This window comes from Shewanella cyperi (assembly GCF_017354985.1).
GTDB lineage: Bacteria > Pseudomonadota > Gammaproteobacteria > Enterobacterales > Shewanellaceae > Shewanella > Shewanella cyperi.
Window position 1 is genome coordinate 3,060,680 of record NZ_CP071501.1, and the last position, 21,583, is coordinate 3,082,262.

Sequence of the window (21,583 nt, forward strand, 5' to 3'; positions counted from 1 at the left end):
AAGTTACAGCCTGGGGCAATTAAAAGCAAACCCGGAATAGTGTCGAGCCTCAGCCCCGGGGATGATGTTCACTGTGCAATGCCGCCAAACGGGCCTTGGCCACATGAGTATAGATCTGTGTGGTTGACAGGGAGCTGTGCCCCAGCAATAGCTGTACCACCCGCAGATCGGCCCCATGGTTGAGCAGATGGGTGGCAAAGGCGTGGCGCAGGGTATGGGGTGAGATATTGCAATCGATACCGGCCCTCAGGGCGTAAAGCTTGATTCTGTGCCAAAAGGTCTGGCGGGTCATCTGCTGACCGCGCCGGGATGGAAACACTACCTCACCTTGCCCCTGGGGCAGCAACTCGGCCCGGCCACGGGCAAAAAAACGCTCCAGCGCCTCCAGGGCCACTTCACCCATGGGCACCAGCCGTTCCTTGCCACCTTTGCCTGTTACCCGCACCAACCCCTGTCGCAGGCTGATACCCGACATATCCAGGCTGACCAATTCGGTCACCCGCAGCCCGGTGGCATACAGCAGCTCGAGCATGGCCTTATCGCGGATTTCCAGCGGGTCATCCTCATTGGGCTCGGCCAGCAGGGCCTCCACCTGGGCTTCACTCAGGGTGCCCGGCAGCTTACGCGCCAACTTGGGGGACTCTATAAGGGCGCAGGGATCCTTGGCAATACGTTGCCCGAGCAGTAAATAGCGATAGAAACGCCGCAAACTGCTGAGCAGACGGGCCCCGGAGCTGCGGGCCTTGCCCTGGGCATAGCGCAGGGCAAGGTAGTCGCGGATCTGTTCGCTGTCGGCCAACAGCAAGCTACTGCCCTGCCCGCTGAGCCAGGCAGAATAATGCCGCAAGTCGCTGCGATAGGCCTCAAGCGTATTGTCGGCCAGACCGCGCATGGACCAAAGGTCATCAAGAAACAGTTCTATCAGTGGATCGTCACCGGCCGGATTCAGCTCAGACAACAGACTTCTCCCGCTATAGCTGTCACACCAGTTGCACCTGACGGCGGCCGATGAAAAGGCAAAGCACCATGGTGGCCAGAGTCGGCAACAACCAGGCCATCCCCTCGTCGTACAGGGGCATAAACTGGAACAGGCTCATATCGGCACCGGCGGCCTTGAGACCATCTATGGCACCGAACACCAGGGCCACCGACAACACCAACCTGTGAGCAAAGGCGGCATTGACAAAGCGTTCGGTCAGGAAGGTCACAGCCACCAGGGCTATCACTACCGGATAAATGCTGACCAGCACAGGGATACTGATACTGATGAGTTGGGTCAGGCCCACGTTGGCCACCACGGCGCAAATCACGCTGAACAGCACCACGAAACGGCGGTAACTGACCGTAGGCAAGAGTTCACTGAAGTAGTCGGCGCAAGCCGTTACCAGGCCCACGGCCGTGGTCAGGCAAGCCAGGCTGACCACCAGGGCCAGCAGGGCCGAACCTGGGGTACCGAATTCACGGGTAACGTAACGGGTCAGGATTTCGCCGCCGTTACCGGCACCGGCAGCGAGATCGCCGGCGCTGGCGCCAAGGAAAAACAAGGATACGTACACAAAGGCCAGCCCCGAGGCAGCGATAAAGGCTGCCCGAATAAGATAGCGGGTCTGATCGGCCGGTGTGTCTATGCCCTTTTTGCGCAGCAAGTCGATGATCAACATACCGAACATGATCGACGCCAGGGTATCCATGGTGTTGTAACCTTCCAGAATCCCTTTAATCAAAGGGCTCTTGGCGTACTCACCCTGGGGAGCGGCGAACTCGCCTGCAGGTAACAGCATGACCGACGCGGCCAAGGCCACCAGCAGGGTCAACAACACCGGAGTCAACACCTTGCCGACACTGTCCAGCAACTTGCCGGGAAACAGCGACAGCATCATGGTGATAAAGAAAAACACCAGGGTAAACAGCAACTGGGAGACATTGAGACTCAAATTGCCCAGTTGCCAAACGGCACTGGTATCACCGAGAAATGGCTTGGCACCGATTTCATAGGCCACCAACCCGGTGCGCGGCGCCGCGAAGGCCGGCCCAATGATGATATAGATGGCTATCGCCAGGGCGGTTGCCGCAAATGCCGGCAACAACCCCATCACTTTGCCCTGGGACTTGGCCACTGCAATCAGGCCAATCAACGGCATGCCAACCGCGGTGACCAGGAATCCGGCCATGGCCAAAGACATGTTTTCACCGGCCAACATACCGGCAAAGGGAGGAAAAATCAGGTTTCCGGCGCCGAGGAAAAACGCAAAGGTCATAAAGCCCAACCCCAGCGTATCCGAAAGTGTCATTTGTGTGCTTTTCACTAAGTATTCCAACTTTATAATGTTTTTTTAACAAACCTACGGAATTATTTGGTTCTTGACCAGAGGTTCAAGTCCGTAATCCTGAGGTGTAAACCCTGAATGACAGGGTGGCGCCGCAAAAATCCCAATCCTTGGTTCAATTCCTGACCAATCGGGGTCAGGTACGACAGCATTGTCCGTTGAAAGTGCGTACTTCCCGAGGGGAACAGGCACTTTGCCACGGTTGGAAAGTTCAGACTATTACCAGACTTGCCCACTGCCCACAAGCCTTGCGGCCTCCGAGCAGCTAAAAAGTACCCACACTTTTCTCTGGCTGGGCGCCCCGGTTTCCAGGTTCAAGGCAGTTTCGGCACCGAACATGAGTGAATTGGGCCGACAGCTCAGACCAGCAGGCAGGGCAATAGCCAGGCCGGCTTATGCCAGCCACGTTTTGCTGACTTGCTTCGGCAACTTTTTTGTTAGAATAGGCGCGGTTCAATCAGGCCAAGGCCCGGACTTCCAACCCAAACTCCAGTGCGGACGCGATTTTATGCCCTTCAGCTTTAAACAATTCCATATTGACGATCGCAACTGCGGTATGCCGGTGAGCACCGACGGCGTATTGCTGGGGGCCTGGTCGCGGCTGCCGATCACGGGACGGGTTCTTGATATTGGCGCCGGCAGCGGGCTGCTGAGTCTGATGGCGGCCCAGCGCTGCCCTGCCAGCATAGTCGCAATAGAAATTGAATCCGGGGCAGCCGAGGCATGCCGGCGCAATTTTGCTGCCAGTCCCTGGAATGACAGGCTGCAACTACTCGAAGGCGACGTACAACAACTTGCGCTCGACACGCCTCCCCTGGCAAACGGCTTTGAACACATAGTCTGCAATCCCCCTTATTTCAGCTCTGGGCCCCAATCGAGCAAACAGGGACGGGCCCAGGCCAGACACGATAACAATCTCAGCCTGGATAAGCTGCTGCGGATCATCGCGCAGTTATTGACGCCCCTGGGCCGGGCAAGCCTCATCCTCCCCACAGATGCCGAAGGGGCGCTGCTGGCAGCCGCCGACGGCGCGGGCCTGTGTCTTAGCCGCCGCACTCTGGTGCAAAGTGTCCCGGGCAAGGCTCCCAATCGTCTGCTGCTTGAAATCGGCCCCGGCCAACAAATCCTTGAACATGCCAGTCTGTGTATCCGCGATGAAACAGGGCATTACAGCCATGAAATGGCCGCCCTTACCCGCGACTTTTACCTGAATCTCTGATTGCGGTTTCAGTCCGTCGGCAAAGCACCTATAATACCGCGCTTGAACCTGTTGAGATGCCACGCATGCAATTTGAAGATTTCCAGCTCGACCCCAGCCTGCTCATAAACCTGAAGGCCATGGGCCACAATGCCCCCACCACCATCCAGCGTGAAACCATACCCCTGGCCATGAACCAGCAGGATGTGCTGGCCCGCGCCCCCACAGGTACAGGCAAGACCGCCAGCTTTTTGCTGCCGGCACTGCAGCATCTCATCGACTTTCCCCGTCACAGAGCCGGCCAGGCCAGGGTGCTTATCCTGACCCCGACCCGTGAACTGGCCAGCCAGATCCACCGTTATGCCTGTCATCTGGCGACCGGATTGGATCTGGATATCGCCATCATCACCGGCGGTGTGCCCTATGGTCCCCAGGAAGCCGCGCTCAAAGGTAATGTGGACATTCTGGTGGCCACCCCGGGCCGTTTGATGGAATACCTGGACAAAAACCTGTTCGACGCGCAGCTGGTGGAAGTGCTGGTTATAGACGAAGCCGACCGCATGCTGGACATGGGTTTCTCCCAGGCGGTACAGACAATTGCCATTGAGGCCCAGGGTCGCAAACAGGGCATGCTGTTCTCGGCAACGCTGGAAGGTGGCGGTGTGGCCCGCTTCGCCCGTGAGTTGCTGAACGAGCCTGTGTTTATCGACGTCGAAGCTCCCCGCAGCGAAAAGGCCAAGATCCACCAATGGATCCATCTGGCCGATGACAAGGCACACAAATTTGCCCTGCTGTGTCATCTGCTCAGGCAGGAAGAAGTTAAGCGCGCCATAGTGTTTGTCAAAACCCGCGACGTGGTCGCCAGCCTCGAAGGTCAGTTGCAACAGGCCGGCATTGCCTGCGCCTTTATGCGCGGCGATATGGAACAGAAGAAACGCTTCCAGGCCCTGGGCCGCTTCACCAAGGGTGAAGTGAATGTACTGCTCGCCACGGACGTGGCCGCCCGCGGTATCGACATTGACGACATCACCCATGTGATCAACTACGACATGCCACGCTCGGCAGATACCTATGTGCATCGCATTGGCCGAACCGGCCGCGCCGGAGCCAAGGGCACCGCCATCAGCCTGGTTGAAGCCCACGATATGCGGGTGGTGGGTAAGATAGAGCGCTACATCGAGATGCCGCTGAAACGCCGCATCATCGAAGAGCTGCGGCCCAAACACAAAGAAGCCAAGGTGCCCGGCAAGAAAAAGGCCAAGGATGTCAAAAAGCCGAAAAAGCCCAAGAAGCCGAAAAAGTAAGATTTTGTGTCAAAATTGACAGCCGTTGACAATCAAGGCCGCCCCGGGGCGGCCTTGTTGTATCCATTGCACAACAAGGAGTTGCACAGTCCAAGGCGCTATGAATCACTGCCCCATGCCCCCAACCAATAAACCTCGCGCTGCAAAATGGGTAACGACTGCGACAAGTTCTTAATTCTTGATACATTTGCGTTACAAAAAGTGATTTATGTCACCGCCCGTCTTTGGTACCTTAGGCGCCATTACACCTGAAATGGATAAGCGGGATAACATGTTCAAACTCATATTACGCCGGGCCATGCCCTTTCTCATCCTGGTCGGATTCATCATGCTGGCCATGATGCTGATGGCTTCCAAGCAGAAACCGGAACAAAAAGCCGACGAGGCGCCGGTTCCCATAGTGGACGTCACTCAAGTTCAGCAGCAAACTGTCTCCCTCAACCTGCCCAGCTATGGGGTGGTCTCGCCCAAGTACAAAACCCAACTGGTGACCGAGGTTAAAGGTCGTTTGCTGAGCATCTCGGCCAATTTCGTTGCCGGTGGCATAGTCACCAAGGGTGAGGAACTGGCGGTCATTGAGCCCTCGGACTATGAAGCCGATCTGATGCAGGCCGAGGCCAGCCTGGCCCAGGCCACTGCCGCCCTCAATGAGGAAATCGCCCGCGGTGAAGTGGCCAAGATAGAGTTCAAGGGTTACGACAAGGGTATGCCGCCTGAATTGGGCCTGCGGATCCCGCAGCTCAAGAAGGAGCAGGCCAATGTCAAATACGCCGAAGCCGCCATGGCCCGCGCCAAGCGTAATCTTGAGCGCACAGTGATCCGCGCCCCCTTCGATGGCATTATCAAGTCCCGCAACGTGGATCTGGGCCAATACGTAACCCTGGGCACCAATCTGGGTGAGCTGTACGACACCGCCATCGCCGAGGTGCGCCTGCCACTGGCCAATGCCGATCTCGCCTACCTGGAGTCTGTTGACAATCCGGATACCGAAGTGACCCTGAGTGCTTCCCTTGCCGGCCAGGATATCAATTGGACCGGCAACATAGTTCGCAGCGAGAACATGATAGATGAGGCCAACCGCATGGTGTATCTGGTGGCCGAGGTCAAGGATCCCTATCTGCGCGCCCACAAGACCCAGGGCCAGCTGCCGCTCAAATATGGCAGTTTTGTCAATGCCACCATCAAGGGCCGCACCGTTGCCGGAATAGTCAAGTTGCCGCGTCATCTGGTACGGAACGACACTGTGGCCGTAGTGCGTGCCGATAACACTCTGGAAATACGCCAGGTGAATGTGGTGCGCAGCGATGCCGAATTTGCCTTTGTGAAGGACAGCCTCAAGGATGGCGAGCGCATCTCCCTCACCAACCTCAACAACATGGCCACCGGTCAACTGGTCAAAATTTCCGGTGAGGAAGACAAGACCAAACGTGACGAGGATGAGCAGAAGGACACCCGACTGGCACAGGCAGGAAGTAACTGATGGATACCAATAAGGGAATTATTGCCTGGTTCGCCCGCAATACCGTGGCGGCGAACCTGCTGATGTGTGTGCTGATTATCGGCGGCCTGTTCAGCTCCATGTTGATTAACAAAGAAGTGTTTCCAAGCTTTGATCTCAATTATCTGCGCATTTCCGTGGCCTACCCGGGCGCAGCCCCGCAGGAGATCGAGGAAGGGATCACTATCAAAATCGAAGAAGCCATTCAGGACATCAGCGGCATCAAGAAGATGACCTCTGTGGCCAGCGACGGTGTCGGTTCGGTCAGCATTGAAGTGGAAGACGGCTATGATGCCAAACGGGTGCTGGACGAGGCCAAGCTGCGTATCGATGCCATTGCCACCTTCCCGGCCAACATAGAAAAGCCCAACATCTTTCAGTTGAAACCGGAAAACAATGTGATCTGGGTGTCTGTGTACGGCGATCTCACTCAGCATGAAATGAAGGAAATGGCCAAGAGCGTCAGGGATGATATCAACGCCCTGCCGGCGGTGACCCGGGCCCAGGTGACGGGTACCCGCAACTACGAGATAGGAATTGAAGTCTCCGAAGACAAGCTCAGGGAATACGGTCTGACTTTCTCCCAGGTGGCTGCGGCAGTACAAAGCTCCTCCCTGGACCTGCCCGGTGGCGCCATCCGCGCCAAAGACGGTGATATTTTGCTGCGCACCAAGGGACAGGCTTACACAGGCGACGACTTCGCCAACATAGTGGTCAGCTCCCGTCCAGATGGCAGCCGGATCATGCTGCCCCAGGTAGCCAATATCAAAGACGATTTCGAAGAGCGCCTGGAGTACACCCGTTTCAATGGCAAGCCGGCGGCCATCATTGAGGTGCTGAGCGTCGACAAGCAAAACGCGTTGGACATAGCCAAACAGGTCAAGGACTACGTGGCCAAGAAACAGGCCGACTTACCGGCAGGAGCCAAGCTCGACACCTGGGGTGACTTGACCCACTACCTCAAGGGCCGGTTGAACATGATGCTGTCGAACATGTTCTATGGTGCCCTGCTGGTGTTCGTTATCCTGGCACTGTTCCTGGATCTCAAACTCGCTTTCTGGGTAATGATGGGCCTGCCGGTGTGCTTCCTCGGCACCATGCTGCTGATGCCCTTTGAGCCCTTCAACTTGTCCATCAACATGTTGACCCTGTTCGCCTTTATTCTGGTGCTCGGGATCCTGGTGGACGATGCCATAGTCATAGGCGAAAGTGCCTATACCGAGGTGGAGCGCCACGGCCAGACGGTGGACAACGTGATCCGCGGCGCCCAGAAAGTGGCCATGCCGGCAACCTTCGGGGTGCTGACCACTATCGCCGCCTTTATCCCCATGCTGATGGTTTCCGGTCCCATGGGCATTATCTGGAAGTCCATAGGATTGATAGTGATCCTCTGCCTGGCCTTCTCCCTGGTTGAGTCCAAATTTATCCTGCCCGCTCACCTGGCCCATATGAAGGCCAAGACCGGCGAGCCGCGCACTGCGCTGGGACGCTGGAAGGTACGCTTCAACGAAAAGGTGCAGTTCTTTATTCACCACAAGTACCGCAACTTTCTTGAGACTGCCATTCGCCACAGGTATTCGGTGATCAGTGCCTTCGTGGGCGTGCTCATACTGTCGATTGCCCTGGTGGCCAGCGGTAAGGTGCGCTGGGTATTTTTCCCCAATATCCCGTCGGACTTCATCCAGGTGCATCTGGACATGGACGAGGGCAGCTCGGAAGAAAACACCCTGCGGGTAGTGCAACAGATAGAAGATGCCCTGTACCGCATGGATGCCCGGATGGAAAAGGAAACGGGCGCGCCTGTGGTCAAACACAGTTTCATTACCCTGAACTCCCGCACATCGGCCTTCATCTTCACCGAATTGACCAAGGGTGAAGATCGCGAGGTGGATGGCGAGGCCATTGCCGAAGCCTGGCGCAAGGCGCTGCCGGAATTGGTGGCGGTGAAAAAGCTCAGCATGAATGCCCGTACCAATGACGGTGGCGGTGATATCTCCTTCCGCCTGACCTCATCGGATCTGGACCAACTGGCGGCGGCGTCAAAGGAACTGAAGCAGAAGCTGGCCAGCTATGAAGGCGTGTATGACATAGCCGACAACTACTCCTCCGGAAGCCACGAAATTCGCCTCAAGATCAAACCCGAGGCCGAAGCCCTGGGGCTGACCCTGTCGGATCTGGCCCGTCAGGTACGCTACGGCTTCTATGGCTTCGAGGCCCAGCGCATCCTGCGCAACAAGGAAGAGGTCAAGGTCATGGTGCGTTACCCCCTGGAGCAGCGTCGCACCGTGGGCGATTTGGAAAACATGCGCATCCGCACCCCCGATGGCAAGGCAGTCCCCTTCGGCACTGTGGCCCAAATCGAGCTGGGTGAATCCTTCTCGGCCATTAACCGGGTCGATGGTCACAGGGCCATCAGCATCACGGCCAATGCCAACAAGGACAAGGTGGAACCCTCCAAGGTGACGGCCGAAATTGAAAAAGACTTTATCCCCCAGCTCAAGCGCAAGTACCCCCAGATAGATACTGCGCTGGATGGCGCCAGCCAGGACGAGGCCGATGCCATTATCGGTCTGGTGCAGGGCCTGTTCTTTGCCTTGTTTACCATCTATGCCCTGATGGCCATACCGCTCAAGTCCTATATTCAGCCGATGATCATCATGTCGGTGATCCCCTTCGGTATGATTGGTGCCCTGTTCGGTCACTTGCTGCTGGGTCTGGACATGAGCGTCCTCAGCCTGTGCGGCATCATAGCCCTGGCGGGTGTGGTGGTGAATGACTCGCTGATCCTGGTGGATTTTGTTAACCGTGCCCGGGAGCAGGGCTATGCCATCAAGGACGCAGCGGTCAATTCCGGCTGTTACCGTTTCCGCGCCATTATCCTCACCTCGTTGACCACCTTCGTTGGCCTGGTGCCCATAATTATGGAACGCAGCCTGCAGGCCCAGATAGTGATCCCCATGGCCACCTCCCTGGCCTTCGGTATCCTGTTCTCCACTGTGGTGACACTTATCATGGTACCACTGCTGTACATAGTGCTGGATGATGTCGCCAAGCTGTGGCGCCGCTTCTATGGCTGGTGGTGGCAACCCAAGGCCAAGACCAGTCCGGATGCAGCACCTGAGCCGCAACTTGGCAGGTCAGAGTTGATGGTTGATCCGCTGGATTGACGAAGTGACAAGAAGGGGAGCCCATGCTCCCCTTTTTTATTGCCCATCCCCGCAATCTCGGGACTCTGCTTCTCTTGGCTTGCGTCTGTTAACCGGGACAATTCGTGTTAACATACCTGTCAATTTCAGCCCAGCGGAATCCTGTTTCCCATGCTCAAGCGCTCTCCTGGTTTGCCATCACTTTCATCTCTTTTGATAGATGCGCAGGGTGTTCATTGGTCCCAACAACGCATGCTGGCCCTCGGCAGCCAACTGGCCATGTTGGTGATCACCATGGTGCTGATCACCAATGTGATCATTACCCTGGGCGAACGCCGTTTGCAGGAAGAGTGGGCGACCCAAAGGTACAGTGAACTGCAAACCGTCGGAACCCTGATCGCCGACAAGGTCACTTTTCAGCAATTCCGAACCCAGACCTTCGCCCGCGGTGAAAGCTTAAGGCAGTATTTGGATAATCCGGGGGAAGAGGAAAAAGCCCGCCTGCTGTCTCAGTGGCAGTCGCTGCAGAAGAACATTCCCGAACTCATGGGGGTGGCCTTGTTTGATGCCAATGGCAAATTCCGCTTTTCCAGCAACGATGTGTTTGGCCAGGGGCCGGTACCCGCACCTTTGCTGGGTAAAAATCGCAACATGGGCGGCAATGAAATTTACACTTCGCCGATGGAATTCCTGGATCAGGAAGGCAATCTTGAGCCCTATATGTACCAGTTGGCCTGGCTGGAGAATCCCGATCAGAGCGTAAGGGGCTATCTGGTGACCTATAACTCCATGCTGCGTACCCTGGAGCTGATAAAACCCGCCATATCGGGCAGCCAGTCTCCAATGATGATGTTTGACACCCAGGGCCTGCTGTATGCCGGTGCCTCCTCCATGTCACCTTTGCCCAGACTGCCAGACACCCTCAGCGGCAGCCTGAGGCAGACCTATCCGGCACTGTGGCGTCAGATGGCCATGAGCAACTTCGGGCAGTTTCACGGCGATGATGCCACCTTTGTCTACCTCAAGGTGGAGTTGACCACCCAGTATGAAACGCGGCGGGAATATTTTCTGGTGTCCTACATACGTAATGAAGATATAGCCACACGCTTCAGCCAATGGCACACCCTGTTGCTCGTGGTCGCCATTTTGATGACTGTGCTGGCGGCCGCAGTGATAGTACTCAGCCACCTGTTCCGTCTTGAACAGCGCTCCCGTCATGTGGGGATTCGGCTGGCCAATACCCTGTTTGCCGGCGATACCGGCAGCCTGCTGGTCAATGATAATGGCCGCATTCTGAGTGCCAACCCTGCCGCCGCGAAAGCACTGATGCTGGCGCCCGATGAGTTGAAAGATCGCAGTCTGCAGCGTTGTCTGCAACTGGATGATGAAGCCTACGACGCCCTTAAACAGACACTTCAACAAAATGGCAGCTGGCGTGGTGAAGTGGATCTGGGGCCCGAGGAAGGCGGTGTGCTCAGGGTCCATATCCGTCACGCCCAGCAAGGCCATGAAGCCAAGAGCTATTCGCTGGTCACCCTGGAGGAAATCAGCGAATTGGCACATTGCCAGGAGGAACTAAAGCATAATCAGTTGCTTGGTGAAAGTGCAGTGGCCGCGGCCCTCACCCGCGCCGATGGCAGCCTGCTGAAAACCAACGCCGCCTTTGATCAATTGCTGCAACCCGGTGAGCTGCAATGTCACAATCTGGCAGAACTGCTGGAAAACGATCTGGGCAACCAATGGCCGAGAATAGTGCAACAAATCGCCATGCAGGGACAGTGGCAGGGGCAGATACTGTGCACCGATCGCAGTCGCCTGCAGTCCTGCCTGCAGGCCACGCTCAAAGGCCATTTGGACGAAGACGGGGAAGTGGAGTTTATCGTCTGCACTTTGGAGCTGGCGGCTCCAAGGCAGAAGTTGCGGGAGAGCGGCGATCTTGTGCCCCACCGCAGTACCATTTTGTCGAACCTCAATGATCTGGAACACTATTTCCAGTCACTGCCGGGAAAAAGTCGCAATCATGCCAGCCTGATGCTGCTGGATATCAGTCCCGCCGGCATGCTGAGCCACATGAGTGACATAGGTCAGCTGGAAAAGCGCCAGCAGGAAGTGGAAATGCAATTATTGCGGGATTTACCAAGCAGTTTGCAGATTTCGCACTGGCAATTGGGCAGGCTGGTGGTGATCTTGCCCGATACCCATGCCAACCATGCCCATCTTCTGGCCAGCAAGACCCTGGAGCGCCTGGATGACAACGGCTTGGGCGAAGGTATCTGCATCGGCATAGCCGCCTTCCATGAAGGTCAGAGCCTGGAGCAATTCCTGTCCAATGCCGAAGTTGCCCTCAAGCGCGCCAAGCAAACCGGTGAGCAGCGTATCTGTCAGGCCTTTACCCGCTGACGGCCAACAGCTCTTCGGGTAGTTCGCTCTTGCTGATTTCGATTATGCTGGAGCGATTCATAACAATCTTGTAGCGGGCATAGTGGTTTTGACCCTTGCCCTCCCGGTACACCAACACCAGATTCACCTGGTAACGGCGCTCGGCCGAATCGTTGCTGATCTTGCCATCCACCTCCCGATACACCTTGGACTTACCCCGCTCCAGATAGCGGGCAAAAGGCACCAGGCTGAAGACCACCTGCTCGGAAATAGTGTCATAGCCGGCAAGAAAACCTTCTTCGCTGACCTTGGTGTGTATACCGTAATGAAGGAATTCCACATCCACCTTGTTTTGTCTGTGACGGCGTTTGAGGATTTCGGTCACTGCGGTGGGCACATCCTGTGGCCGCATAAATTCCAGCCATACCAGCTGCCGGGCAATGATCTCCTGACTGGTGGTGTCCCGGAGGATCCTGCTCCAGCGGGGGCGTCCCCGTTGGATCTTGCGCCACATAACATTGCGGATATCTTCCTTGAAGATTTCGCGAAAGCCGTAGATCACCGCCAACGCAAACACCAACGACAGGGTAAAACCGGAAAAGACGCCCTGCGCTTCAATCACCAGGGCTGACACCACCAGCATCACCAATCCCGTCGCCAGACCATTGATGAACTTCTTCAGTCCGCCGCCAAGGGGTTTTAGCTCCTCTTTGAGCACCACGCCCTGCTGAATAAGGCGTCTGAGCAACAACATCTTGTTGGAAATGCGATTGTGATCCGCCTTGGTCTGGGCCGAGTTATAGCGCCTGTCATTGCGGTAATTGTTCTCGGCGCGGCACAGGGCCAAACAGGCTTCGGCCACTTCATTGAATCCCTGGGCGCGGGGGCCATGGGCCAACAGCTTCAGCAATTTCTGTTCGCAAAACCAGGACAGGTAATTATCGGCATTTTCGAAGTAGGACTTCCATTTGGGATCGGCAGGCTCACTGCGGCGGAATTTTTTCAGCAGACCGCTCAGCTGCTCTGTTACCTCGGCCAGGGCCGGATAGAACTGCTCCGCTTCGGTGAGGCGTTGCAGCTCCTTGGTATCATTTTCCACCGCTACCGCAAACTGATAGGCGAACAGGTTCAGGTAAAGGCGAAACTCCTCCACCGTGCGTTTGGTAAAACTGGCAAAACGACTCTGCACCAAAGGCAGGTGCAAGCCATCGGAAAAATAGGCCCGGCGTCCAACGATAGCGCTGTAGTAATACTCTTCTTCATTGAGGCTTTGTGGACCTATCCCCATCTCTTTTGGCAGAGCAAAGTATAGATCCAGGCTTCGACTCTGCCCCATGGCAATCTGATGACTGAATTTTATCGACAGGGCGTCTTCTTGTTTGATCTGAATAGCGGACACATAACCTCGACACGCAGCGAATTAAGGCAATTAAGTGATTGAATCAATATAGCTTAATTCAAGCGAATACGTCGATAGTTGCGGGGTCCTGAGACCCCGCACGACTCAGAAGGTGGCAGCATTGAGCCACATGTGTGCCAGTATGCTGGCAACGTAGCCCAGGGCAATGACTGGAGTCCACTTGAGGTGAACCCCAAAGGTGTAAATCCCCCTCGCCTGCCCCATCAGGGCCACACCGGCGGCACTGCCGATAGACAACAGACTGCCACCGACACCGGCAGTCAGCGTAACCAACAGCCACTGGCCCATGGCCATGTCGGGATTCATGGTCAGCACGGCAAACATGACCGGGATGTTGTCGACTATGGCCGACAGCAAGCCCACAGCCACGTTGGCATAGGTGGGATCCCAATGGGTATACATGGCCTCTGATACCATGTGCAGGTAGCCCATAAAGCCCAGACCGCCAACACACAGCACCACACCATAGAAGAACAGCAGCGTGTCCCACTCGGCGCGGGCCACCCGACTGAAGACATCAAAAGGCACAACCTGACCCAACTGGGCCAACCTGACATCGTCCTGATTTTCTATGGCCTTGGCTTTAGCCCTCGCCAGGCCATGCTCAAAGGTCTTGCGCAGGTAGAAACCGAAAAACTGCAGCAGGCCCAAACCCGTCATCATACCCAGTACCGGCGGCATGCCCAGCGCAGAGTGCGCGGTAACGGCCATAGTGATAGTCAGCAAAAACAACCCAACTATACGTCTGGCACCGCGACGCATGTAGACCTTTTCCGACAGCGCCATAGGACAGGCTGTCTCAATAAACAGGTTCATGATGAACGCCGGCACGGCGAAATTAACCAAAGAAGGAATAAAGAGGTCAAAGAAATCACCAAAGGGCACCAAGCCCTTTTGCCATACCATAAGGGTGGTGATATCACCAAAGGGACTGTAGGCACCACCGGCGTTAGCGGCCACCACTATGTTGATACAGGACAGGGCAATAAACTTTTTATTGTCGCCGCCCACTTTCATGACCACAGCGCACATCAACAGCGCTGTGGTCAGGTTATCGGCCACAGGGGAGATAAAAAACGCCAGGAAACCGCTGAGCCAGAATACCTGACGCAGACTGAAGCCCTTGTTGACCATCCAGGCCCGTAGCGCATCAAACAGGCCGCGCTCTTCCATGGCGTTGATATAGGTCATGGCCACCAACAGGAACAGCAGCAGTTCGGCGTATTCCAACAAATTATGTTTGAAGGCTTCTTCTGCAAGCTCAGGCATACCATGCTGGCTGTAAATCCACCCTAAAATCCCCCAGATAATCCCGGCGGCAACCAGCACGGGTTTGGATTTGCGTAAATGCAGTTTTTCTTCCGCCATGACCAGCAGATAGGCCAATACAAAGATCGCCACTGCCACATATCCGGCTCCTGAGGCAGTCAAATCCAGCCATTCTGTTGCGGCTTCGGTGGCATGGGCCACAGGCATCAACAGGCCGCCGCATAAGGCGACCCACCCTTTAGCTCCCCAATTATTCTTCATAGCATGCCCTATTGTTTGGATGTCATCGGGAATTTAGCATGGGCTCAGGCGGCCACTATTTGAACTAACGCAAATTTTAGAGATTTCACTTAAGCTTAAGCACACTTTTTTCTCTTTTTTGCAACAAAAAAGCCCTTTGATACCCATAAATAAGTAGCAGAAAAACAAACAGATCAGCACAAAACCGTTCTTAATCCAAAAATACCAGCAACCCGTTTCCTCAGCTCTTGATGAATAAGTCCCTTACTGACCGGCTCCCCGTTGTTGCATTAGCCATCCCCCTTTTCAATCGAGGATGTAAAGCTGAATCCGAACCTGGCGGTGACGCTGCATCTGCCTCAAGACTCACACATTTGCTTACCCGCAGACACAATCCCATACACCATAATCAAACTGATACAAATCTCTTCCCTTGATGACGGCATCATTCGCAATACTGACCTTTACTTAACAGTGACCATCGCATTTCTCCATTGTGCAGACAGGGATATCAGCACCCGCGAATAACCAACCACTCTCTAAGGATTGGATTATGAAATCGATAATCATACTCGCCGCTGTCCTGGCAGCAGGCTTATCTACAACAGCCCAGGCAACTCAGTACGTATTCGTCGCAATGGACAATACTCCGGAAACCAAGATGTGCGTATCAGCGGGCAGCAACGACCGCGACGCACTAAGGCTACAGCTCAATCAAAGCAGCTATGGCACAGCGCGTTATAACGCCAATACAGTGCTGTGTAATGGGAAAAGCCTGGCACAGTTTGCCCACCAATATGGCGCTGACCAAACCCATACCTACCTGGTCCCTCTGACCCGTGAGCGCCTGCGCTATAACGAAAGAGTCATCATCAGAGACATCTCTTATGCAGCCCCCCAAGCTGAACCCGGGAAGGTCTATGTGATGGTTTCTTCCAACTGATTTGAATGATACTCAATGAGTTGGCAGATCTTTTGCTGCTCAATGAAAAACAAAGAGGGCACCCTTGGGGTGCCCTCTTTTCTATTGCAGCCAAACCTTAGAAGGAGTACAGCAAGGTCATGTTGGTCTCTGTATCAGTGCTCGTTTTGTCGTCCAGCGGCTCGCTGTTGTAACGCACTATCACGGCAAATTTCATTGCCAGGGCACCAATGATACTGGCCGTGAGCGAGGTCTCTGAACGAGCCTCCAGCTTGTCACCATAATCGGCAACCACAACTTGTCTGAATTTGGCACTGTCACTGATCTCGGTCTCAAAGTTCACCACACCATGGGCAACCCAGCTGGAGTCCGAGGTATAACCACGCAGGACCTGTTGCTCGCCGTCCAAAAGTTGATACTGGTAACCGGGACCGATTTCACCGGTGAGCAGGGTAGTGTCTGTCTCATAGAATCGGTGACCATAACCGGCTGCCGTCGTGACCTTGTATTGGTAACCGGTAAAGGGATCGACTTCGTAGTTCAGGTTGGCAAACAGATAGTCATTATCATCAAATTTGTAATCCCCCTGGGCTGCGGCAATGTAACGTTTCGCAGTCACGGCTCCGGTATCTTCCTTGTACAAGCCTTCCAGCAGGTATTGATTTTCCCAGTTGCCCAATTCATGCTTGAGCGCCAAACGGCCTTTGGCGGAAGAGGTTTCGGTATTGCCCGTGGTCAGGGTGGCCCCCAACTCAGCTTCTCCGGCAAAGGTTTTGTCACCCTTGATGAAATCAGCGCCGGCAAACGCATTGAATGGCAGCGCCAATACCACGGCAGCCGCAGTCAACATCTTCTTCATTATCATGTATCTCCGTAAACGATTCCCTGAATTCGGTGCCAATGGTACCACCTATGGTGGTAAAGTCGAAATTCAACTACCACCTGTGGTGTCAGTACTGTTGGAAGGGAGTATAGGGGGCTGGCAATAATGACCTCAGGCGCCAGAGGACGGTTTGAGTTCTATCCGGTTTCCTTCAGGATCTTGAATATACAGGCTGAGGCCCTGCCCCTGAGCCCCGAATCTGGACTCAAACACGCCACGGGGTACCTTATGGGCATCAAGGTATGCCAACAACGCCTGCTCAGCTACGGGTTGGTACTGGAGACAAAAGTGATCGAGACGGGACTGGGCTGGCAAGAATGTCGCAGGCTTAAGGTCGATTAATGCTGTCCCGGCACGCAACTGTAGCAAGGACTCGGTACGTCGCGCCACACTGCAACCAAGCACGTCAACGTAGAAGTGCTCCATGACACCCACATCGGCACACAACAGCACTATATGGTCCAGCCCAAGCAGGTTAAGTTTCATCCCACGCCCTCCGTTCACCACTGGCGTCTCGTTGTCCGCTGCTTCCAGTCATACTTTCTTACGCTAGGACACATTCAGATACCAGTCATGTTAATAGTTACAAATCTGCGATTTCAGCGACGGGCGAGCGTTTAAGAGTTGACCTTAACTTAAATCATCGCCTCTCCCACGTTTCATTTTTGGTTTGGCTAGATACAAAACTTTTAACTGATACAAAAAGGAACTGGTTATGAAAAACACTCTTATATTAGCGTCACTGATTGCAGCAGGCTTGGCATCTGGTGTTCAGGCCGCCGACTACGTCTTTTTTGGCCAAGACAATAGTCCTGAAACCAAAATGTGCATTGCAGCAGGCAGCAATAACCGCATAGCCTTAATGATGCAAATGAGCTCAGATCACGGAGTTTCCCGCTACAACGCCAATACCGTGGTATGCAATGGCGCCAGTCTGGCTCAGTTTGCCCACAAGTACGGTGCAGATAAAACCTATGCTTATTTGGCACCACTGACCCAAGATAAATATTTATATGATGAAAGAGTCATCATCAAGGATATTTCGTTCAACGCCCCCAAAGACACATCCGGCACTGTCTATGTGATGGTTTCCGGTCAATAGCGCTCCGAAAGACGCAGCCCCGGTCTCTAAAAGATTGGGGCTTTTTTCTGCCCTGAGTTGGGCAATTCGGGATAAAGAGTGATCCTGTTAACATTATCAAGCCCTCCTGCTACCGGGCCACTGGAGACTTGCCACAACCCTGTCTTAACATTACAGCTTCATTGATGTAATCATGAGACCACTCCATGCCTCAGCCCGGCACCGGCGATCTCCCCGCAGATTTTCAGCAATACGCCAGAACCCTTGGCCGTTTTAAACGTGTCGCCCGTATCAGTCTGGTGGTGGCAGCACTATCCGTGGCCAGTCTGCTGCTATTGATACTGGCCATCGACGATAGTCATCAGGACTACCAGAAATCCATACAGGCGCTGGCCCTGACCCAACGCAATTTAGGCTGGATGATGGCTTTGGCCGGCACCTGGCTGCTTGGTGCGACCGCCGCTACCACCTGGCTCATTACCCTCTATTCCAGTTTCAGGCTGGCGGGCCCTCTGTATCGTTTCACCCAGGATCTGCAATTGCGGGAAATGGGCAGCGACGCCCCGCTGTTACATATTCGCCGTGATGACTACCTTCAGGAGGAATGTCTGCTGCTGGACGAAACCCTGCTGCAGATCAAGCTGCACTATGCCGAATTGAGGGATACTGTGGAGGCGTTACAACGGGCCAGAGCGAATCTGGATGACGCAGAACTGCAACGTTGTAAACACACCCTGAACCACTTGGCATCAAAGGTGATCACGGATGACTAGACGCCTTGGATATATTCTGCTGCTGACCACGGCCATTCTGGCTTGGCGTTTGCTGCCGGCCAAATCCCCACATCTGATGGCCAACGATTGTCGCAGCTGCCACCTGGTACAGGGGGAAATCACCCCAAGTAACGCCAGCCGCCTGCTCGCCAGCCAGGAGAAACTGTGCAAGGACTGTCATCCCAAGGCGATGACCGCCAGTCATCCCACCGGCTTTAGTCCCGGCCGCGGCTTACCGGAAAATTTTCCGCTGGACTGGAAAGGTGAATTGACCTGCAGCACCTGCCACAGTGTCCATGATGAGCGCGCAGGCCTGATGCGCACCAGCCTGCGTGGTCGGGATTATTGCCAAAGCTGCCATGAAAGCGCCTTTTTTGATGCCATGGCGGACGGTGGCACTACCTTGGTATCATCGGGACATTTGGTGCCGGATCTGGCCACCTTGGTGGAAGCGGGCACCATAGACGACTTTTCCTTCCAATGCATGACCTGCCATGCCGATGAGCAGGGCAGTCTGGCGGTTTCCATCAACGCAGCCGGTGTTATCAACCACAGCAGTGGTGGCAGTAATCATCCCGTGGGCAGTGACTATCAACAGATCAGCCTGGGTGGCGGCTATAGACCCGTGTCCTTACTGCCGAGCTATATTGCCTTGCCCCAGGGTCGCCTCAGCTGTGTCTCCTGCCATATCGCCTATGGTGACACCCACGGCAAATTGGTGAGCAGCAACGACGGCTCACAACTCTGTTTCAGCTGCCACGATCTATAGGAAGGACCATGACTCAACATCAACGCCGCATTAAATTTATTGATCCCTCACTGCAAGGCAAATTGATGGCTGCCCTGGTGCTGCTGGAGTCTCTGATGGTGATATTGGCCATGATCTATCTCTACTGGCGCTTTTCTGCCCTGATAGAAGAGCGAATGTTCAGCATCCATGTGGCAGCGCAGGACAGCTTTTTGCAACTGCTGTTGCTGGAGCTCGTCTGGGTCGTGGTGTTTATGTCAGGGATAAACTTTGTGGCACTGCTGATAGCCAATGGTCTGTGGGGAAGGAATATCGGCCGCATCATTTCAGCCTTCAGAATAAGACTGTTCCGCATGGGCAGGCTGGATGTATCAGCCAGCCAATTGCCTGCGGCTCCGGATCATGAAGTACTGCAGCATCTTGATGGCTGGCGACGCCGGGAAGAAAAAAAAATGCGCCAAATAAAAGCCCTCAGCCAGAGGATCATGAAAGATGATCCTGAAGCCGAGGCGCAGTTAAACCAGCTGTTAAGCGACAGCTAAGCTGTTAGTGGAATACCTCGTGGCTGAAGCGCAAATGCTTGGCATCCGCCGCCAGTTTGGCAAATTCCTTACCGCTGACATGCACCAGATGTTCGTGGTCACCGGCTTCAAAGTACACATCCCGCCCTTCCAGCAGCAAATCATCGTATACCGCATCCATATGGTAGGGTTCACCCACGGGTGGCACGGCGCCATGATCGCAATCGGCAAAAATGTTGTATACGGCTTTTTCCTTGGCCAGATGCAAGCCGCGGTTAAGGCTGTCCCCCAAAACGCTCAGGCTGACCTTGTTCATGGCCGGTAATACCGCCATGAGATTTCTGCCCTGATGATCTTCCAGTATCACGGCCTTGGCCAACTGCTTCACCGGCACCTGGGCCGCTGCAGCTGAACTCAGGGAGCTTTGGCTGTGGCTGTGCCTGACCAGATCGTACTTGATATGTCTGTCACTGAGGAAATGGGTCAATCGCTCTGACATGCTCATAAAACACCCCCGCTATCCTGGATAACCCTTAAAGTATAGCCATGGCCAGAGGCAGGCCGCCGCCGTGACACACGGCCTTGGCGAGGATTGGCAAGCATGATTGCCGCATGATTTGAATGCTGGCCCGATTGGATTACAAAATTCAGCCAATAAAAAAGCCCGCATATGCGGGCTTTTTTAATCAAGCGATTAGCGGTTGATCTTGGGATCCAATTCGCCTGTCTGATAACGCTTGTACATGGCTTGCAGTGACAGCGGCTTGATCTTGGACGCCATACCGGCGCAACCGAAGGCTTCATAGCGCTCGGTACAGATGTCAGCCATGGCTTCCATTGAGGCCTTGAGGAACTTACGTGGGTCGAACTCACTTGGGTTCTCGGCCAGGAACTTACGTACCGCGCCGGTAGAGGCCAGACGCAGGTCGGTGTCGATATTCACCTTGCGCACGCCATGCTTGATGCCTTCAACGATTTCTTCCAGCGGCACACCGTAGGTCTCAGGAATGTCACCACCGTACTGGTTGATGATTTCCAGCCAGTACTGGGGCACTGAAGAAGAACCGTGCATTACCAGGTGGGTGTTGGGAATGCGGGCGTGGATTTCCTTGATGCGGTCAATGCGCAGCACATCACCGGTAGGCTTGCGGCTGAACTTGTAAGCACCGTGGCTGGTACCTATGGCGATGGCCAGGGCGTCCACATGGGTGTCGGCCACAAAGCGGGCGGCTTCTTCGGCTGTGGTCAGCAGCTGGTCATGGCTCAGGACACCTTCGGCGCCGATACCGTCTTCTTCGCCGGCAGTACCGGTTTCCAGGCTGCCCAGACAGCCGATTTCACCTTCAACAGACACACCACAGGCGTGAGCGAAAGCCACAGTCTTGCGGGTCACATCGACGTTGTAATCGTAAGAAGCAGGGGTCTTGCCATCGGCCATCAGGGAACCGTCCATCATTACCGAGCTCATGCCCAGTTGAATAGAACGTTGGCACACGTCGGGGTGGGTACCGTGATCCTGGTGGATACACACAGGGATATCAGGATACTGCTCAATGGCGGCATTCATCAGGTACTTGAGAAACACGGGGCGGGCATACTTACGGGCACCGGCAGAGGCCTGCAGGATCACAGGGCTGTCGGTGGCTTCGGCGGCCTGCATGATGGCACGCATCTGCTCCAGGTTGTTAACGTTGAACGCGGGCACACCGTAACCATGCTCGGCGGCGTGGTCCAGCAATTGACGTAGGGAAATAAGGGCCATTTTTTACTCCATTAATAGGGTGATCCACTTTGCTGAGAAGTAGGTCACCGAGGTCGCTATCGTTTGGACTGATTTTTATGCCTCCCGGTCGGGCCGGGAGGCGGTTTTTTTA

18 protein-coding genes are annotated in these 21,583 nt (G+C 54.9%); 10 read left to right on the plus strand and 8 right to left on the minus strand.

Annotated elements, in window-relative coordinates; translation table 11 throughout:
- Positions 1-49: 49 nt before the first annotated feature.
- Positions 50-892, minus strand: a complete 843-nt coding sequence (xerD, locus tag JYB84_RS13445; protein ID WP_207323230.1) for a site-specific tyrosine recombinase XerD — start codon at positions 890-892, stop codon at positions 50-52.
- An 88-nt stretch (positions 893-980) separates the two neighbouring features.
- Entirely contained in the window at positions 981-2,306 is a 1,326-nt protein-coding gene (gene brnQ / locus JYB84_RS13450; protein ID WP_228289620.1) for a branched-chain amino acid transport system II carrier protein, read from the minus strand.
- Between the two features lie 529 nt (positions 2,307-2,835).
- On the opposite strand from brnQ, the gene JYB84_RS13455 reads away from it, so the two are divergent.
- The 5 genes from JYB84_RS13455 to JYB84_RS13475 all read left to right on the plus strand — a co-directional run bounded on the left by JYB84_RS13455 (position 2,836) and on the right by JYB84_RS13475 (position 11,873).
- Positions 2,836-3,546, plus strand: coding sequence for a tRNA1(Val) (adenine(37)-N6)-methyltransferase (locus JYB84_RS13455; RefSeq protein WP_207320548.1), 711 nt, complete (start codon positions 2,836-2,838; stop codon positions 3,544-3,546).
- Between the two features lie 65 nt (positions 3,547-3,611).
- The gene (gene srmB / locus JYB84_RS13460) at positions 3,612-4,829 is read left to right on the plus strand and encodes an ATP-dependent RNA helicase SrmB (protein ID WP_207320549.1); all 1,218 of its coding nucleotides are present in this window, start codon (positions 3,612-3,614) and stop codon (positions 4,827-4,829) included.
- Positions 4,830-5,100: 271 nt separating this feature from the next.
- Positions 5,101-6,309 (plus strand): efflux RND transporter periplasmic adaptor subunit, encoded by a 1,209-nt coding sequence (locus JYB84_RS13465; RefSeq protein WP_207320550.1) that lies wholly within the window; start codon positions 5,101-5,103, stop codon positions 6,307-6,309.
- Positions 6,309-9,494: an efflux RND transporter permease subunit gene (locus JYB84_RS13470; RefSeq protein WP_207320551.1), complete on the plus strand. Its 3,186-nt coding sequence runs from the start codon at positions 6,309-6,311 to the stop codon at positions 9,492-9,494. Before JYB84_RS13465 ends, JYB84_RS13470 begins: the two co-directional genes overlap by 1 nt.
- Positions 9,495-9,644: 150 nt before the next feature.
- Entirely contained in the window at positions 9,645-11,873 is a 2,229-nt protein-coding gene (locus JYB84_RS13475) for a PAS domain-containing protein (protein WP_207320552.1), read from the plus strand.
- Here the strand turns inward: JYB84_RS13475 and JYB84_RS13480 are convergent.
- Both JYB84_RS13480 and nhaD read right to left on the minus strand, forming a co-directional pair.
- Entirely contained in the window at positions 11,863-13,251 is a 1,389-nt protein-coding gene (locus tag JYB84_RS13480) for a hypothetical protein (protein WP_207320553.1), read from the minus strand. The two genes, JYB84_RS13475 and JYB84_RS13480, sit on opposite strands and share 11 nt — an antisense overlap.
- A gap of 105 nt (positions 13,252-13,356) precedes the next feature.
- Positions 13,357-14,748, minus strand: a complete 1,392-nt coding sequence (gene nhaD, locus JYB84_RS13485) for a sodium:proton antiporter NhaD (protein ID WP_228290970.1) — start codon at positions 14,746-14,748, stop codon at positions 13,357-13,359.
- Positions 14,749-15,334: 586 nt separating this feature from the next.
- On the opposite strand from nhaD, the gene JYB84_RS13490 reads away from it, so the two are divergent.
- Positions 15,335-15,724 (plus strand): DUF3718 domain-containing protein, encoded by a 390-nt coding sequence (locus JYB84_RS13490; RefSeq protein WP_207320555.1) that lies wholly within the window; start codon positions 15,335-15,337, stop codon positions 15,722-15,724.
- Between the two features lie 97 nt (positions 15,725-15,821).
- On the opposite strand, the gene JYB84_RS13495 is transcribed toward JYB84_RS13490, so the two are convergent.
- Both JYB84_RS13495 and JYB84_RS13500 read right to left on the minus strand, forming a co-directional pair.
- Positions 15,822-16,562 (minus strand): DUF481 domain-containing protein, encoded by a 741-nt coding sequence (locus tag JYB84_RS13495; RefSeq protein WP_207320556.1) that lies wholly within the window; start codon positions 16,560-16,562, stop codon positions 15,822-15,824.
- Positions 16,563-16,697: 135 nt separating this feature from the next.
- A complete protein-coding gene (locus tag JYB84_RS13500; RefSeq protein WP_207320557.1) occupies positions 16,698-17,072 on the minus strand; it encodes a VOC family protein in 375 nt (124 codons plus the stop codon).
- A gap of 229 nt (positions 17,073-17,301) precedes the next feature.
- Here JYB84_RS13500 and JYB84_RS13505 point away from each other — a divergent pair, with 229 nt between their 5' ends.
- The 4 genes from JYB84_RS13505 (at position 17,302) to JYB84_RS13520 (ending at position 19,730) form a co-directional block, all read left to right on the plus strand.
- Positions 17,302-17,688 (plus strand): DUF3718 domain-containing protein, encoded by a 387-nt coding sequence (locus JYB84_RS13505; protein ID WP_207320558.1) that lies wholly within the window; start codon positions 17,302-17,304, stop codon positions 17,686-17,688.
- A gap of 185 nt (positions 17,689-17,873) precedes the next feature.
- Complete coding sequence (locus JYB84_RS13510) at positions 17,874-18,440, plus strand: hypothetical protein (protein WP_207320559.1); 567 nt, start codon at positions 17,874-17,876, stop codon at positions 18,438-18,440.
- A complete protein-coding gene (locus tag JYB84_RS13515; RefSeq protein ID WP_207323232.1) occupies positions 18,433-19,209 on the plus strand; it encodes a cytochrome c3 family protein in 777 nt (258 codons plus the stop codon). The genes JYB84_RS13510 and JYB84_RS13515 overlap by 8 nt, the downstream gene beginning before the upstream one ends.
- Positions 19,210-19,217: 8 nt before the next feature.
- Entirely contained in the window at positions 19,218-19,730 is a 513-nt protein-coding gene (locus tag JYB84_RS13520) for a hypothetical protein (protein WP_207320560.1), read from the plus strand.
- Between the two features lie 4 nt (positions 19,731-19,734).
- Here the strand turns inward: JYB84_RS13520 and JYB84_RS13525 are convergent, their stop codons facing one another.
- Both JYB84_RS13525 and fba read right to left on the minus strand, forming a co-directional pair.
- Entirely contained in the window at positions 19,735-20,214 is a 480-nt protein-coding gene (locus JYB84_RS13525; RefSeq protein ID WP_207320561.1) for a YbaK/EbsC family protein, read from the minus strand.
- Positions 20,215-20,403: 189 nt separating this feature from the next.
- A complete protein-coding gene (gene fba / locus JYB84_RS13530; RefSeq protein WP_207320562.1) occupies positions 20,404-21,471 on the minus strand; it encodes a class II fructose-bisphosphate aldolase in 1,068 nt (355 codons plus the stop codon).
- Positions 21,472-21,583: the final 112 nt, after the last annotated feature.